A 16,730-nucleotide genomic window follows, 5' to 3' on the forward strand; every position below is an offset into this window, starting at 1 on the left:
ATTGCAAATGAGAATCGTTATCAATAACTGCTACAGTCTGTCGGGTGCCTTCTCTCCTCGAACCCTTCGCCGCCGGCTTCCTGCAGCGCGGACTTGCCGCGGGTCTTCTCGTCGCGCTGATCTGCGCAGTCGTCGGCACATGGGTGGTCCTGCGCGGCATGGCTTTCCTCGGTGAGGCGGTGGCGCACGGCATGCTGCCGGGCGTCGCGGTGGCCACGATCGCCGGAGCGCCCCCGATTATCGGCGCCGGCGTCAGCGCCACGGCGATGGCCGTGGGGATCGCCGTGCTGCAGCGGCGTGGGCGGCTGTCGGCCGACACCAGCATCGGCTTGCTCTTCGTCGCGAGCCTCGCGCTGGGGGTGATCATCATCTCCGCCTCGCGCAGCTTCGCCACCGATGCGACGGCGATCCTTTTCGGCGACATCCTGGCGGCCGAAGCGAGCGACATCCTCACCCTGGGGATCGTGGCGGCCGCTACCCTCGCGCTCGCCGTCAGCGGCCATCGAGCGTTCGTGGCGCTGACCCTCGATCCGCGTCAGGCCCAGCTGCTGGGCCTGCGGCCGCGACTCGCACACATCCAGCTGGTCGGCATGGTCACGCTCGCCGTGGTCGCGGCGTACCAGGCTGTCGGCTCGCTGCTCGTCGTCGGCATGCTGCTCGGCCCCGCGGTGGCCGCCGGCCGGTGGACGGCGCGCATCGTCTCGACGATGGCGCTTGCGGCCCTGATCGGCGCGGGGAGCGTGGTCATCGGACTGCTCATCTCCTGGCACGCCGGTACCGCCGCCGGATCGACGATCGCGTTCATCGCCATCCTCGCGGCGGGGCTCTCGGCGCTGCTGCGGCAGCTGACCACCGTCGCACGCACCCGGCGAACCCGAGGCGCATCCCTGAACCTCCCCGTCGAAAGGACCACATGAGAAACCCCCTGATCGCCGCAGCATCGCTCGTGCTCATCGCCGTCATGGCCGGATGCTCCGCGGCGCCCGCGCCGGCGCCTGTGGCGCCGCCCTCGGGCGATGCCGGGCACGGAGAGGTCGCCGGTGCGCGAGAGCTCGCCGAGCCGGCGCTGCACCTGGCCACAGTGTCGGCCGACGGCGAGGTCGCTCACCTCGATCTGCTCGACGAGCGCAGCGACGTGATCGCCCGGGTAGAGCCGGCCGCCGAGGTGATCACCGACGGGCGCTACCTGTTCGCGATCCGTGAGGGCGCGGTCACAGTGATCGACAGCGGGGTCTGGACGTGGAGCCACATCGACCACTTCCACTACTACGAGGCCCCATCACGCGTGATCGGGGACGTGAAGGGTCGCGGCGTCGCCACCGTCGTGCCCGGCGAGACCGGCACGGGCATCCTCTTCGACGACGTGGCTGTGCTGCTCGACTCACCGGCTCTTGCCGACGGCGACATCGTGGAGCGTTTCCGCGTCGACGTCGACGAGCACGACGGGCTCGTCGTGCCGCTCGCCGCCGGCGCGCTCGTCACCGCTCCCGATGCCGACGGCGTACCGCAGGAGGTTCGGGTGATGACGGCAGCCGGCGAAGAGAGCGGCCGGTTGCCGTGCGCCCGCGCCGCGGGGACCATCACCACCGTCGTCGGCGTGGTGGTGGGATGCGCGGACGGCGCCCTGCTCGCCGTCGGCGGTGATGCGACCGACACCGAGCGCATCCCCTACCCGGCGCAGGCGCCCTCGCGAGCGGTCGAGTTCGCCGCGCGCAAAGCCCGTCCGAGCGTCGCCGCCACGACAGGAGGATCGGTCTTCTGGGTCCTGGACACGAGGGCGAGGCGCTGGACCGTCTGGGACGCAGGGCAGCAGATCGTGCGCGCCACGGCGATCGACGACGCCGACGATCGCATGCTCGTCCTCGCCGCGGACGGCTCTGTGCTGGTGATGGCGGACGGTGCGGTCGTGGCGCGCACCGCCCCACTGGTGGCGGAGTCGCTGGCCGATGACGAGACGGCCGGCCATGTCCGCTTCGTGGTGGATCAGAAGCGGGCGTACCTGAACGGTCCGAAGGAGAGGACACTCTGGGAGATCGATCCGGCGGACGCCGCGCGCATCGCCCGCGTGTTCACGACGGACGACGAGCCGCTGCACCTCGCAGGGACCGGCCGATGAGCCTGCGCGGCGGCAGGTTCCGCCTCGCAGCAGGTTCCGCCGCGCTGGTGCTGGCCGCCGCGCTGAGCGGCTGCGCACCCGCCGGTGACGACCGCCCGACCGTGTACGTCACGACGAACATCCTGGGCGATGTCGCAGCGGCCATCGCGGGCGACGATCTCGAGGTCGTCGTTCTCATGCCTCCAGGCGCCGACCCGCACTCCTTCGAGCTCTCGGCGCAGCAGGCGGCAGGGATGCGGGACGCCGATCTGATCGTCGCCAACGGCCTCGGCCTCGAGGAGGGACTGCTGCACCACGTCGAATCCGCCGCCGACGACGGAGTGCGGGTCTTCACCGCCGGCGACCACGTCGATGTCGTCGAGTACGCGGAGGGGTCGGCGCCGGACCCGCACTTCTGGACCGATCCCGGCCAGATGGCGCTTGTCGCCGAGGAGCTCTCAGCGGCGCTCGCCCCCCTCGCCGGCGACCGGCGCGAGGACGTGCTCGCCCGAGCCGATGACTACGGCCGCAGCCTCCACACGCTGGAGCAGCGGATGGCGACCGCGCTCGGCGGCATCCCCGAGGAGCATCGCGCACTGGTGACGAACCATCATGTGTTCGGCTATCTCGCCCGCCGATTCGATGTGCGCATCCTCGGCGCGGTCATCCCCGGTGGCACCACCCTCGCGGCACCGAGCCCCGCCGACCTCCAGGAGCTCGTGGACGCCATCGACGAGGCGGGCGTGACGACCATCTTCGCGGAGTCCTCGCAGCCCGACCGGCTCGTGCAGGTGCTGGCGGAGGAGGCGGACCGGGAGGTCGCCGTCGTCGAGCTGATCTCCGAGTCCCTCGCTTCGCCGGGCGACCCCGGTGACACCTACCTCGACATGATGCGCGTGAACACCGAGCGCATCGTCGCCGGACTCAGCCCATGACCGGCCCGACCACCAGAAGCCCTGGCCATCAGGGCCCGCTGACCACAACGGCCCTGCACTCGACGGGGCGAGAAGAAAGGAAGAACACCATGACAGGATCTGATCGGAGCGCTCGCGCCGTCGGTCTCGCAGCGGTCGCCGGCCTCGCCGTCGCCGTCCTGGCGGGATGCGCCGCACAGCCCGCTGCGGAGGCGTCGCCCGAGGGTGCGGCTGCCGCGCACGACGGTCCCCGCGTCGCCGTCGCGTACGCGGGAGGCGTGCTCGTGATCGACGGCGAGACGCTGGAGGTGGTCGACGACTTCGCCTCCGAGGAGTTCGTGAGGGTGAACCCGGCCGGCGACGACCGCCATGTCGTGGTCACGACCTCACGGGGATTCCAGTTCCTCGACATGCGCGAACCCGCGCTCACCGAGCACGTCGTCCCGGCCGCAGCGGCCGGCCACGTGGTGCGCCACGCCGGGCGCACCGTCCTCTACGACGACGCCACCAGCGACACCACGATCTTCGAGAGCGCAGAGCTCGCCGGCATGGACGACGAGCTTCCCGAGTCGCAGGTGGTCCCCGGCGTCGAAGCGCACCACGGTGTGTCCGTCGTGCTCGAGAACGGCCAGTTCGCCACCACCGTCGGCGATGAGACGGGCCGCACCGGCATCCGCGTGACAGGGCCCGACGGGTCCGAGATCGCGGTGAGCGCCGATTGCCCCGGGGTTCACGGCGAAGGCGCGGCGCAGAACGAGGCCCTGGTGTTCGGCTGCGAGGACGGTGCGCTCCTATACCGTGACGGCGAGATCACCAAGCTCGCAGCTCCCGACGAGTTCGGGCGGATCGGCAACGCGTATGCCACGGAGGACAGCAGCCTGGTGGTCATGGATTACAAGGACGACCCGGATGCCGAGGGCTACCTGCTGGGAAAGCTCGCCCTTGTCGACACCGAGGCCAAGAGCCTGACCACGGCCGCACTGCCCGAGGGGATCCGCTACACGTGGCGCGGCGTCGTGCGTGCGCAATCCGGTGAGGCGCTCATGATCGGCTCGGACGGCCGTCTGCATGTGATCGACCCCGCGACCGGCGAGATCACCGCATCGCACGAGGCGATCGAGGCCTGGGACAGTCCGTCGGAGTGGCAGCAGCCCCACCCTGCCATCGCCGTGGTGGGCGAAGTGGCGTACGTGACGGACTCCGCGAACCGGGAGATCGTCGCCCTCGACGCAGGCACAGGTGAAGTCCTCGCGCGCGGCGACCTCCCCGAGGTGCCGAACGAGATCGCCGCCGTCGAATGACGGCGTCCGCTCCCGTCGCGGGTCGACCTTCGTCGACGGCCGACTCCGGCGGGAGCGGGAATCGTTCCCGTCAGGAGGCGGCGGCCCGGTGGGAGGCGAGGGCATCGGCGAGAGCGCCGCGAACAGCGCGGATGCCGTCGGATCGGCTGACCGCGCGGATCGCGGTGAACACCTCGCGCACCGGATCGCCGGGCAGCGGAGCGAGCACGACCTCGAGTTCGCGATCGCCCCAGATGAGATCGGGCAGCATCCCGACTGCGTGACCGGCGGCGATCAGCCGCACATGTGCGGTCAGGTCGGCGGCGTCGAAGCGCACGTCGGGGTCGAAGCCGGCGGCACGGCACTGCTGCACCGCCCACTGCCGAGCAGCGGTGCCCTCCGGCTCCATCACCCACGCACGGTCGCGCAGCTCGTGCAGTGGCACCGGACGCTCGGCAGGCGGCAGGACCAGTCGGATCGGGTCCTCGCCGAGCAGTTCGTGCACGACCCCGTCGCGGCGCTCCCGCGTATGGCCGGGGTACTGCTCGGCGATCACGAGGTCGAAGCGTCGAGCCCACAGCTCGAACAGGCTCTCCTCTGGCGGCAGCTCCGCCAGCTCCACGCGCAGCTCGGGTGCGCGCTCGGCGAGCAGGGTGAGCGCGGCGGGGACGATGGTCTCGGCGGCGGTGGGCATCGCGGCCAAGCGCACCGGCTCCCAGCCGGCGTGCCCCGCGAGGGCCGAACGAGCGGACTCGTCGAGCTCCAGCGCGCGTGCGGCGTGCTCGGCGAGCAGCCGTCCCTGCGGGGTCAGACGCACTCGGCGTCCGTCTGGTTCGAGCAGTGCGACGCCGGCCTCGCGCTCCAGCAGCGCAAGCTGCTGCGACACGGTCGAGGGGCTGTACGACAGCGATGCCGCCACTTCCGCGATCGTGCCGCGCAGCGACAGCTCGTGCAGCAGGCGCAGTCGGCGCAGCTCGAACACCATGCGCTCCTATCCATTCGATTATCTCGAATATTATCGTTCAGAAACAGTCGCTTTTCATAGTGAGTCGCAAGCCTCATCCTGAGATCATGAGCACCACTGCGGCCGCCCCCTCAGCGGCATCCATCCCCGAATCCCGCGCCGAACTCGCCGCCCTCGCTGACGACGCCGTCGCGCTGGTGCGCCGCTGGCTCGCCGAGAGCCGCGACATCCCCGTCGATGTCGCCGCCCAGCGCCTCGCCGGCGTGCTGCGCGACCCGAACGGGCTCGACTTCACCGTCGGCTTCGTCGACGGCGTGGTGCGCCCGGAGGACACCAGGGTCGCCGCCCGCAAGCTGCGCGAGCTCGTGCCGCTGACGCCGAAGTTCCTGCCCGCACCCCTGCGCGGCGCCATCGCCCTCGGGGGCGCCGTCGCCCCGATCCTCCCCGGCATCGTGGTGCCGATCAGCCGCCGCGTGCTGCGCGGCATGGTGCGCCACCTCATCGTCGACGCGCGCGACTCTCAGCTCGGATCGGCCATCAAGCGCATCCGCAGCACCGCCGACGTGCGCCTCAACGTCAATCTGCTCGGCGAGGCCATCCTCGGCAAGGAGGAAGCCACCCGCCGCCTCGAAGGCACCCGCCGCCTGCTACGGCGCGACGACGTCGACTACGTCTCGATCAAGGTCTCCTCGACCGTCGCCCCGCACAGCCCGTGGGCGTTCGACGAGGCCGTGCAGCACGCCGCCGAGGCGCTGCGCCCGCTGTACGACATCGCCGCCAGGTCGGGGAAGTTCATCAACCTCGACATGGAGGAGTACAAGGACCTCGACCTCACGATCGCGGTCTTCACCGGCATCCTCGACCGCCCGGAGTTCAAGAGCCTCGAAGCAGGCATCGTGCTGCAGGCCTACCTGCCCGACGCCCTCTCTGCCATGATCCGCCTGCAGGAGTGGGCCGCCGCCCGCGTCGCAGCCGGCGGAGCGCCCATCAAGGTGCGCGTCGTGAAGGGCGCCAACCTGCCCATGGAGATCGTCGACGCGGAATCGCACGGCTGGGCGCCGGCGACCTGGTCGACCAAGCAGGAGTCGGACTCGTCGTACAAGGCCGTGCTCGACTATGCGCTGCGCCCAGAGCACATCAGGAACCTGCGCATCGGCGTCGCCGGTCACAACCTGTTCGACATCGCGCTCGCGTGGCTGCTCGCCGAGCAGCGCGGGGTGACCGAGGGCATCGAGTTCGAGATGCTGCTCGGCATGGCCTCGGCGCAGGCAGAGGTCGTCAAGCGCACCGTGGGTTCGCTGCTGCTGTACACGCCCGTCGTGCACCCGGATGAGTTCGACGTCGCCATCGCCTACCTGATCCGCCGGCTCGAAGAGGGTGCGTCGCACGAGAACTTCATGTCGGCCGTCTTCGACCTCGATTCCGATCCCGCGCTGTTCGAGCGCGAGAAGCAGCGCTTCCTGGCATCAGTCGAGACCATGCCCGCCGAGGTGCCGGGCCCGAACCGTGTACAGAACCGCCAGCAGCCGGCCGCTCCCGCCCCCCGCGACCGCTTCGAGAACACTCCGGACACCGACCCGTCGCTCGCCGCCAACCGCGCCTGGGGTGACGCCATCCGTGCTCGCATGAAGGACTCCACTCTCGGGGACGACACTGTCGCGGCGAACACGCTCGACGAGATCGCGCAGGTCGAGGAGCGCATCGCCGTGGGCGTCGCTGCGGGCGAGGCCTGGCGCGCGCTGGGCGCCGAAGGCCGCGCCGAGATCCTGCACCGCGCCGGTGATGTTCTCGAGGCGCGTCGCGCAGAACTGCTCGAGGTCATGGGCTCCGAGGCGGGCAAGGTCATCGAGCAGGGCGACCCCGAGGTCTCCGAGGCGATCGACTTCGCGCACTACTACGCAGAGAGCGCGAAGAAGCTCGTGCACGTGGACGGCGCCGTCATGCAGCCCGTCGGCCTCACCGTCGTCACCCCGCCGTGGAACTTCCCCGTGGCGATCCCGGCCGGTTCCGTGCTCTCGGCGCTCGCCACCGGTTCGCCCGTCATCATCAAGCCCGCCCGTCAGGCGCGCCGCTCCGGCGCGGTGATGGTCGAAGCGCTGTGGGAGGCCGGCGTGCCGCGCGACGTGCTGCAGTACGTGCAGCTCGACGGGCGCGAACTCGGCACCAAGCTGGTCAGCGACCCGGCCGTCGGCCGCGTCATCCTGACCGGCGGCTACGAGACCGCCGAGCTGTTCCGCGGCTTCCGTCCCGACCTGCCCCTGCTCGCCGAGACCAGCGGCAAGAACGCCATCATCGTGACCCCGTCGGCCGACCTCGACCTGGCCGCCAAGGACGTCGCGTACTCGGCCTTCGGCCACGCCGGCCAGAAGTGCTCGGCGGCATCCCTCGTCGTGCTCGTGGGGTCGGCGGCGAAGTCGGAGCGTTTCCGCCGTCAGCTCGTCGACGCGGTCCGCGCCTATGAGGTGGGCGACCCGAGCGACGGCAGCAACCGCATCGGCCCGCTGATCGGTCCCGCCGAGGGCAAGCTGCTCAGCGCGCTCACGGAACTCCACCCCGGTCAGTCCTGGCTGCTCCAGCCAGAGAAGCTCGACGACGCCGGTCAGCTGTGGAGCCCCGGCATCCGCGACGGGGTCCAGCGCGGCAGCGAGTTCCACAGGGTCGAGTACTTCGGGCCAGTACTCGGCATCATGACCGCGGATTCGCTCGCTGAGGCGATCGACATCGTGAACGACATCGACTACGGGCTCACCAGCGGCATCCACTCCCTCGATGACGACGAGATCCAGCAGTGGCTCGCGCGCATCGAAGCCGGAAACGTGTACGTCAACCGCGGCACGACCGGCGCGATCGTGCAGCGCCAGCCGTTCGGCGGCTGGAAGAAGGCCGCCGTCGGCGCCGGATCCAAGGCGGGCGGCCCGAACTACCTCGTCGGCCTCTCGGAGTGGGCGGATGCTCCGGTCTCGAGCACCACTGAACTCGACGAGCTGGGACGATCGGCCCTCGCTCTGGCCGACGGCGACGACACGGCGTGGCTGCGCGGTGCACTGGCCACCGACATCGACGCCTGGTCCTCCGAGTTCGGCGTCGTGCGCGACGCCACGGGCCTGACCACCGAGCACAACGCGCTGCGCTACCAGGCTCTGCCCGTCACTGTGCGATTCGAGGGCGACCGGGTCGCCGAGCTTCTTCGCGTCGTGGCCGCAGGTCTGCGCGTTCGCGCACGAATCACCGTGAGTGCGGCGGCTGCGCTGCCGGCGAGCATCCTCACCTGGCTCGGCACCCACGACGTGGCCGTCACCACCGAGGACGCCCAGACCTGGGCCGCACATGCGCGCCGTCTCGCCGGCACCGGCGGCCGCGTGCGTCTCATCGGCGCCGAGGTGTCGGAGACCGCGTCGGCGGTGAAGGGCTCCCCGAGCCTCGCGCTGTACGCGAACCCCGTGGTCGCTGCCGGCCGCGTGGAGATGCTGACGTTCCTGCGCGAGCAGGCGGTCTCGGTCACCGCCCACCGCTTCGGCACCCCGCACCGCTACGAGATCCCGCTGCTCGACCCGGTGCGCTGAGCCCCTGCCTGAACGCCCCGCGCCCCGGCATCCGCTCTGGATGCCGGGGCGCGATGCGCTGGGCCGAAGCCGACGTGGATCAGAGGCGCAGGTTCCGGCGTCAGCGGGGGTGCGTATCCGATCCGCGCAGCGAGGATCAGTTGTGCAGGGAGAACGAGAGCGTGGCGCCGGCGGTGCCGGAAACGTTGATCGTCAGGCGCACGCCGTCGCCGTGCCGCGCGAGGGCGACCCGGCCGGCATCGGAGCCCTTGACACGCGTCGCGGCCGTGCCGGCGACGTCGACCGTCAACACCGCACCTGCCTGCGTGGGATCGCTCACAGACATGCGCACCATCCCGGGCGTGATCCTGGCGATCACGCATGCGGCTCGGTCGACGCTGACGGCACCCGCCGTGCCCGCCCTCCAGAAGGCCGCCGCGGTCACATGCCCGGAGTGCGTGATCGCCTGGGCCCCCTCGTCGTTGCGAAGCACCTCCGCGCGCGGGGAGCGCGAGGCGTCAGCCGTCGCTGCGGCGTCGGCACCCGGGTGGACGACGTACGCGTAGGTCCCGCCGACGTCCGTGCCCGTGCCGTGCGACAGGCTCAGCGAACCGTAGACCCTGCGCTGCACCACGTCTGTGCCTGCCACTGCGTTCGTGCTGTTACGGCGCCAGGTGCCCTCACGAGTCGAGACGCCGGCGATGAGCGCTGCGGAATCGTCGAGGAGGACGTAGCCGCCGACCCCCTCGAGATGCGCCCAGCGCGCCCCTTCGACGGTCCTCTCCGTCGTCACCCCGGCGCCGTCCACGACAAGCCGCCTCGCCTGCTGGCCGAGGTTGCGATGCTCGATCACCGTGCGCACCTCGCCGTCGCTGCCCGTGGAGATGTCGGCGCCCAGTGCGACGAACGCGTCGGGCAGGGTGAGCCATGCCTTGCGGGCGACGAGCCCAGTGCCACCCGGCGCGACAAGATGCATCGCGGCGAGCGCGGTGTCCTCGAAGGTCACCCCGCCGGTCCACTCGTTGCCAGGTGTGCGCTCGCCCCACTCGCCCTCGGGATTGCGGGGCAGAGGTGTGAGATCGACGGTGGTGCCGGGAGGAGCAGCAAGGTCGGACGTCGACCAGAACTCGTCGTCGAAGTGGTCCTCGTCGCCGCGCAGGTAGAGGTAGGTCATGCCCTGACTGGTCTTCACGCCCTCGAAGTTCTCGGCCTCGGTGCCCTCGTGCCAGGCGATGCGGTTCGAGCACATCGCGACGCACACCGCCCAAGAACCATCCGCGGAGCGATGCACAAGGCGGTCCATCGCCGGGAAGAAGCGCGGGCCGGTGGGATCGGTCACGAGCGCCGTATCGGATGCGAGCAGCTCGGTGACCAGTGAGAGCCGCACCACGTTCGTGGTCGAGGTGATGTTCGCCGCAGAGTTCCCCTCGATCCACTGCCGGCACAGCCCACGCCAGCGTGCAGCCGTCGCGGGATCCGCCGACTGCGCCAGACGGAGTGTGTGCTCGATGAGATCGTTGCCGTTCGTGATGCTGCGCTCCGCATAGCGGGCGACAGCGCGGCCGCGCACCGCATCCATCATCTGGCCGCGGAACATCAGCGGCGCGAACGACGCCTCGACGACCCGGGTGACGTTGGTCCTGCTGGGGTCTGCGACATCGAACGCGGTGCCCGCGAGCAGGGCGAACAGCTTTGCCAGACCGCCGAGCAGCACCAGCCCGTATGTGCCGGTGTACCCGATCGTGGAGTGCTGGATGAACGAGCCGTCGCGGAAGAAGCCGTTCCCCTCCGTCACGTACTGCCAGGTGTCGCCGAGTGCGGCCACCGCGGCGGTGAGCAGGTCGGGATCGGGCTGCGCGATCGCCCGCACGATGATCGCCTGGCAGATGTCAACGCGGTTCGCGCCGTCGGATTCCTTGGGCCCGGTCGGATGCTGCTGCATGCGCGGGTCGCGTTCCGGCAGGAAGTGATCGATGGCCGCGCAGTAGGCGTCGATGTCGGCCTGTTCGAGCTCGTCGTGGAGGATCGCCATCGTGTTGGCGAGGGGCTGCGCGGCGCCGATGTTCCACGACCACCAGTTGCCCCACCACGAGGTCGCGGTGTTGTAGACGCGCTCGTGCATGTGCGCGAGGCCGCGCAGCGCGGCATCCCGCACCGCAGAGGAGCCCTGATGCTTCGATCCCGGTGTGGCCCACGAGACGGCCAGCGCCTGAATGCCGACGTAGTTCATGCGCATCGAGTTCGACTTCGCGATCTCGGTGGCGCCGATCGCCCAGTCCTGATCGGAGAAGAACCGGGTGGCGGTGGGGCTCACCTTGCTGAGCAGCGCATCGGTGGCCCTGTCCTGGCGCGCGATCGCCGAGGCGAAGGTAGTGGGCGAACCCGAGATGATCGTGCGCCCGGTGAGCGTCTCGACCCATCGGGCGCGCAGCGCCTCGATCTCGGGGACGTCGACGGCGAACGGTCGGACGGATGCCGTCGCGGCTGCCGGACGGCTCGCATCGGTGAGCAGCGTGGCGGCGGCGGCCAGACCGCCGAACTGCAGAACGGTGCGTCGAGAGGGGGTGAACATGCGAACTCCTTCGGTCGTTGGCAGCGACGCTAGGAGCGATGAAGATGAGGAATCAATGTTGATTCCTCATCTTCACGGCGCCTTGAATGAGCGGGTGCTCGCACTCGCGGGCGTGAAGGGAGCCCATGGCGATGCGACCGAACATCCTCGTGGTGATGGCCGATCAGTTCCGCGCCTCGGCGCTCGGCGTCCTGGGTGAGGATCCGGTGCACACCCCGAATCTCGATCGTCTGGCGAGGGAGGGGTGCCTCGCCACGCAGGCGGTCAGTTCGTACCCCGTGTGCAGCCCGCACAGGGCCATGTTCCTGACCGGCATGCGGCCCGAGGTCAACGGCGTCACGCTGAACGTGCACTCCGAGTCGGCGCTCGACGGAGTGGGCCTGCGCGACGGGCTGCCCACCTGGGCGAGCCTTCTGCGCGACCGGGGCTACCGCACCGGATACATCGGCAAATGGCATCTCGAACCGCCCGTCGCGGAGGACGAACTGCACGGCGAAGGGCGCAGGGACGACGGCAAGGTGTGGGATGCCTGGTCCCCGCCGGCACGCCGGTTCGGATTCGACTTCTGGTACTCCTACGGCGCCACCGACCGTCACCTCGCGCCGCACTACTGGACGACCGACGCCGAACGACACGAGCGCGTCGAGGTGGACCGCTGGTCGGCCGAGCATGAGACCGATGTCGCGATCGCGTATCTGGCCGACCTCGACGATGCCGCGCCCTTCGCGCTGATGGTCTCGCTCAACCCACCGCATCAGCCGTTCGATCAGGTGCCCGACCGCTACCGCGCGCCGTACGCCGATCTCGACGAGCGGACATTGCTCAACCGCCCCAACGTGGCGCACGGTACGCCCGTCGCGGAGGAGGCCGCCGCGATCGCCCGTGACTACTTCGCCGCGGTCACCGGCGTCGACGAGCAGGTAGGCCGCCTCGCCGAGGCGGTCGCGCGCCGCGAAGGGTCGCGCCCCACCGTCACCCTCTTCACCTCGGATCATGGGATGCAGCTCGGCAGTCATGGGCTGCTGTACAAGAACGTCGCCTACGAGGAGTCGGTGCGCCTGCCTCTCATCGTCCATGCGCCGGGGATGGTTCCGGCGGGAGAGACCGGGCTGATCATCGACTCCCTGGACTTCGCGCCCACCATCCTCGGCCTCGCAGGCATACCCGCCGACGACCCGCGGATGGTCGGGCGGGATCGCTCCGCGGTGCTTCTCGAGGCGGAGTCGTCAGCCGCCGGCGCAGATGACAGCGAGGCCGCACTGTATCTGCGGCACGCGTCGCGCGCGGACCCGGCCAGCGGGCGGGGCCTGCGAACTCGGACTGCCAAGGTCATCGCGACGTGGCATCCCGAAACCGGGCTGGATGTGCAGTTCTTCGACCTCGTGAGCGACCCCTTCGAACTCGACAGCCGGCCGTCCTGCGCGGACGCGGCTGCGCTCGCCGGCGAACTGCTGCGGGTGCTCGACGCGACCGACGACCCGTGGGCGGGCCGCAGCGCGCTCACCGCGGCCTACCCGGCAGGGGCTCGCGTCACGGGCTGATCGAAGGGTCCGGCGGAAGCCCGACCTCCGCACGCCAGCGCACGTGCGCCCGCTCCAGCTCCTGCACGAGCTGCGGTCGTCGGGCGGCGAGGTTGTCGCGCTCACCGGGGTCGCCGGCGAGGTCGGTGAGGATGAGCCCGTCTCCGGTCTCCGTGTGCTCGATCTCGCGCACGTGGGCCGCTGTCGGGTCGTTCCCCGAGACGGACAGCAGCTTCCACCGGCCACGGCGCACCGCCCACTGCCAGCCGCAGTCCCAGTGCAGCTCGCGGTCCGGCGCCGACACACCAGCGGCACGCGCAGAGACGCCCGCGGCGCGCCCCGCGTCGGTTAGCACGGGCCGCAGGTCCTTCCCGTCGTCGTCATCCGACCCAGGCACGCCGGCCGCGGCAGCGAACGTGGCGGCAAGATCCAGCGCGCTGACCGGTGTGCTCACCATGCAGCCGGCTTCGGCGACGCCGGGCCAGCGCACCAGGAACGGCACCCGGATGCCGCCTTCCCAGAGCGTGTACTTCGTGCCGCGCAGCCCGCCGTTGTCGCCGTAGTTGCACTGCGATCCGCCGTTGTCGGTGAGATAGACGACGATCGTGTCGGAGGCTGCGCCCTGCGCCTCCAGCGCATCGAGAAGACGGCCGATCGCCCGATCCATGAGTTCGAGCTGCGCGAGGTAGAACGCGCGCCCGTTCGGCAGGTTCGGGCTGATCGCACCGTCGTACCAGTCCAGGTACTCAGCGGCACCCGGGTGCCAGTCGGCGTGACCCGCGAGCCCGCGAGCCTCGAGCTCGTCCTCGGGCAGTTGCCAGCAGAAGTTGTGCACGGCGTTGAAGGCGACCATCGCGAAGAACGGCGCCTCTCCGGCCTGGCGGCCGATGAACTCGATGGCCCGATCGGCGATCTCGTCGGTGGTGAAGCCGTCGAACTCGGCAGGCTCCTCGCCCGACCAGAAGGGCTGCACCCCCAACGGGTGGGCAGCCTCGCCATATTCGGCGACCGCCACGTCGGAGTGGTGCAGGTAGTGCAATCGGCCCATCGACTGCCCGGCCAGACCGTAGAACGACTCGTCGAAGCCGTGGTGAGGAGGTGCGCCCCTGTCGGCTACGGTCTCGTCGCCATAGTGCACCTTGCCGAAGTAGCCGGTCGTGTACCCGGCATCGCGCAGCCGCTCGGCGATGGTGGGGGCGGTGCCGATGTCGGCGGAATCGAACCACAGGCCTCCCCAGCGCTGCTGGTAACGGCCGGTGATGATCGCGGCTCGCGAGGGCGAGCAGATCGGGGCCGAGACGTAGGCGTCGGTGCAGGTTGCCCCCTCGGCCGCCAGGCGGTCGAGCACCGGCGTGTGCACGCCGGGGGTGCCGAGGGCGGAGCGGTCGGCGTGGCCGTGATCGTCGGAGACGATCAGCAGGATGTTCGGCCGGCTCATCGGGCACCGTCCCAAGCCGGCAGGGCGAACGCGCCGAGCGGGTCATCGTCCAGCGGCCGAATCTGACCGGCGCCGAACACCGGCAGCGACTGTCCGTCGGCGTCCGCGACACTATACGCCGCGAACCAGTCCCGTAGCATGCGCCGCATCCGCGCGATCTCGTCGGCCCGCGCGGGGTCGTCGACCAGGTTGTCGCGCTCGCGTGGATCGGTCGTCAGGTCGTAGAGCTCGTGCGGACCATAGGGATGCCGGTGCACGTACTTGCGGTCGCCGGTGCGGATCATCCGCACCGGGCCGTACTCGCTGTGCACGACCACCGGCCGTTCGGCTTCGTCCGTGTCTTCGCCGCGCAGCATCCCGGCGAAGCTGCGGCCGGGCCCGGACTCGAACGGCCCCGCATCCAGGCCCAGCAGGTCGAGAAGTGTGGCGGGCAGGTCATAGGCGCTCAGCAGCCGGTCGCTGACCGCGCCCTGCGGCAGCATGCCCGGTGCCGAGATGATGAACGGCACCATGACCGACTCGTCGTACATGTTCATCGGGAAGGTGCCGTTGCCCTTTCCCCAGAATCCGTGCTGCCCGCAGCTGAACCCGTTGTCGCTGAGGAACACGACGACCGTGTCGTCCTCGATTCCGTGCGCGCGCAGCCGTTCGAGGATGCGCCCGATCGCGGCGTCCATCGCCGTCACGGCGGCGAAGTACCCGATCAGCGCCTCGCGGGTGTCGACCTCACCGCCGATCGGGGCGCCGTGCAGTGTCTGCAGCCAGGGGTGTGGCTGCTCCTGGGGGCAGGTCTCGAACGCGCAGTCGCGGTACACGTCGGTGTATTCGTCGGGATGCTGTCCGGCGAAAGGCTTGTGGGGCGCGGTGAAGTTCACCGCCAGGAAGAAGGGGGTGTCATGCTCCTGCTCGGCGTCGATGAAGGCCGCGGCGTCGTCGGCGATGACATCGGTGAGGTAGCCGGTGACGTGCTCCGGAACGCCATCGCGATACATCACCGCGCGGTGATACGGACTGCCCCCGCCCTCAAGCGCGTACCAGTGCACGAAGCCGCGGCGGGGGACGTCGCTCGCGCCCAGGTGCCACTTGCCCGACAGTCCCAGCCGGTAGCCGGCGTCCGCGAGCGCATCCGTGAGGGTGGGAAGACCCTGCAGGTGGTCGCGACTCGTGGGGCCGGCGTGCGCGCCGTCGAGGTAGTCGTGCACGCCGTGCGCCGACGGTATCCGGCCGGTGAGCAGCGATGCCCTCGCCGGCGAGCACACGGGTGAGGCGCAGAAGAAGCGCTCGAGGCGCACTCCACGCCGCGCAAGGTCATCGAGCACGGGGGTGCGTATCTCGTGGTTGCCGGCAGCGCCGAGTGCCCACGGTCCCTGGTCGTCGCTGACGATCACGACCAGGTTCGGAGGAGAGGCGGTCATACGACGGCATCCACTCGGTCGAACGACACCGCGGCTCGCTCGTGCGCGGAGCGATACGCGGCGAGCACCACCTCGACCACGTGGCGCGCGTGCGCGAGCGGCACGGCGGGTTCGGCTCCGCCGACGACCGCGGCGAAGTCGGCGAGCTGTGCGGTGAACGCCCGCTGGATATCGTCGTCGTCGGCGGTGTGTACCTCGCGAGTACGCCCGTCGACGTGCACGGTGGCACCGCGACGCGGATCGAGCTCTATGACGCCGCCGTCGCATACGAGCGTCATGCTGTCCCCGCGAGTCGCCGGGTCGCTGATCACCGCGATCGTGACGCCGACGCCGTTGTCGAGCCGTACCAGCATCCCGCCGTCGGTCTCGACCGGCGATCCGAAGCGGTTCACCGCGCTGGCGAGCACCTCGATTGCGCGCCCTCCGCCCAGCCAGAGCGAGCGGTCGAGGCAGTGACCGCCGATGTTCATCAGCGCTCCGCCGCCGGCGACCGCGGGGGAGAAGAACCAGTCCGAGCGCGTACCCGGCCGATAGTCGGTGCTGCGGTTGTCGCGGATCATTCGGACGGCCCCGAGCTCGCCCGAATCGATGATCCGGCGGGCGGCGAGCTTGTCGGGCATGAAGTGCTGGATGTGACCCACCGTGAGGGACACGCCGGCTTCTGCGCAGGCTTCGACGAGCCGATCGCAGTCCTCCAGGGTCGTGGCCATCGGCTTCTCGACCATCACGTGCACGCCGGCAGCCGCGGCGTCCAGGGTCATCGGCAGATGCAGGGCGTGCGGCGTGTTCACGATCACCGCGTCGACGACGCCGGCGTCGAGCATTGCGCGGTGGTCGGTGAAGATCGCTGCCGAACGGCCGGACACCGCTCGCCGTGCCGCCTTCTCGTCGATGTCGCAGACCGCGACCATCTCCAACCCGTCCAGCACGGTCGCTGCCGTGATGTGGAACGGTGCGACCGCTCCTGCTCCGATCAACCCGATGCGCACG

Annotated in this window: 11 protein-coding genes; 6 read left to right on the forward strand and 5 right to left on the reverse strand. The window is 70.3% G+C overall.

All coding sequences use genetic code 11. The annotated features are described in order from the left end of the window. Positions 1-44 precede the first annotated feature (44 nt). The 4 genes from aztB to aztD all read left to right on the forward strand — a co-directional run bounded on the left by aztB (position 45) and on the right by aztD (position 4,310). On the forward strand, positions 45-917 hold the full coding sequence (gene aztB, locus RIN43_RS07065) for a zinc ABC transporter permease AztB (protein WP_309128196.1): 873 nt from the start codon (positions 45-47) through the stop codon (positions 915-917). Next, on the forward strand, positions 914-2,116 hold the full coding sequence (locus RIN43_RS07070; protein ID WP_309128197.1) for a hypothetical protein: 1,203 nt from the start codon (positions 914-916) through the stop codon (positions 2,114-2,116). Before aztB ends, RIN43_RS07070 begins: the two co-directional genes overlap by 4 nt. Next, positions 2,113-3,030, forward strand: a complete 918-nt coding sequence (locus tag RIN43_RS07075) for a metal ABC transporter substrate-binding protein (RefSeq protein WP_309128198.1) — start codon at positions 2,113-2,115, stop codon at positions 3,028-3,030. Before RIN43_RS07070 ends, RIN43_RS07075 begins: the two co-directional genes overlap by 4 nt. Before the next feature lie 89 nt (positions 3,031-3,119). Next, positions 3,120-4,310, forward strand: coding sequence for a zinc metallochaperone AztD (gene aztD / locus RIN43_RS07080; RefSeq protein ID WP_309128199.1), 1,191 nt, complete (start codon positions 3,120-3,122; stop codon positions 4,308-4,310). A gap of 70 nt (positions 4,311-4,380) precedes the next feature. Here aztD and RIN43_RS07085 read toward each other — a convergent pair whose 3' ends face one another. Then, complete coding sequence (locus RIN43_RS07085; RefSeq protein ID WP_375163723.1) at positions 4,381-5,271, reverse strand: LysR family transcriptional regulator; 891 nt, start codon at positions 5,269-5,271, stop codon at positions 4,381-4,383. Between the two features lie 89 nt (positions 5,272-5,360). Here RIN43_RS07085 and RIN43_RS07090 point away from each other — a divergent pair, with 89 nt between their 5' ends. Continuing rightward, positions 5,361-8,816 (forward strand): bifunctional proline dehydrogenase/L-glutamate gamma-semialdehyde dehydrogenase, encoded by a 3,456-nt coding sequence (locus tag RIN43_RS07090; RefSeq protein ID WP_309128201.1) that lies wholly within the window; start codon positions 5,361-5,363, stop codon positions 8,814-8,816. Positions 8,817-8,952: 136 nt separating this feature from the next. On the opposite strand, the gene RIN43_RS07095 is transcribed toward RIN43_RS07090, so the two are convergent. Continuing rightward, complete coding sequence (locus tag RIN43_RS07095; protein ID WP_309128202.1) at positions 8,953-11,367, reverse strand: polysaccharide lyase 8 family protein; 2,415 nt, start codon at positions 11,365-11,367, stop codon at positions 8,953-8,955. Between the two features lie 125 nt (positions 11,368-11,492). Between RIN43_RS07095 and RIN43_RS07100 the strand changes: the two genes are divergently transcribed. Continuing rightward, positions 11,493-12,908, forward strand: coding sequence for a sulfatase (locus RIN43_RS07100; protein ID WP_309128203.1), 1,416 nt, complete (start codon positions 11,493-11,495; stop codon positions 12,906-12,908). Here RIN43_RS07100 and RIN43_RS07105 read toward each other — a convergent pair. Genes RIN43_RS07105 through RIN43_RS07115 form a run of 3 tightly spaced genes read right to left on the reverse strand, consistent with a single transcriptional unit; the run spans position 12,898 to position 16,729 of the window. Then, positions 12,898-14,325, reverse strand: coding sequence for a sulfatase-like hydrolase/transferase (locus RIN43_RS07105; RefSeq protein WP_309128204.1), 1,428 nt, complete (start codon positions 14,323-14,325; stop codon positions 12,898-12,900). The two genes, RIN43_RS07100 and RIN43_RS07105, sit on opposite strands and share 11 nt — an antisense overlap. Further along, a complete protein-coding gene (locus tag RIN43_RS07110) occupies positions 14,322-15,740 on the reverse strand; it encodes a sulfatase-like hydrolase/transferase (RefSeq protein WP_309128205.1) in 1,419 nt (472 codons plus the stop codon). Before RIN43_RS07110 ends, RIN43_RS07105 begins: the two co-directional genes overlap by 4 nt. Next, positions 15,737-16,729, reverse strand: a complete 993-nt coding sequence (locus tag RIN43_RS07115) for a Gfo/Idh/MocA family oxidoreductase (protein WP_309128206.1) — start codon at positions 16,727-16,729, stop codon at positions 15,737-15,739. The genes RIN43_RS07110 and RIN43_RS07115 overlap by 4 nt, the downstream gene beginning before the upstream one ends. Position 16,730: the final 1 nt, after the last annotated feature.

This window comes from Microbacterium sp., assembly GCF_031178445.1.
Classification (GTDB): domain Bacteria; phylum Actinomycetota; class Actinomycetes; order Actinomycetales; family Microbacteriaceae; genus Microbacterium.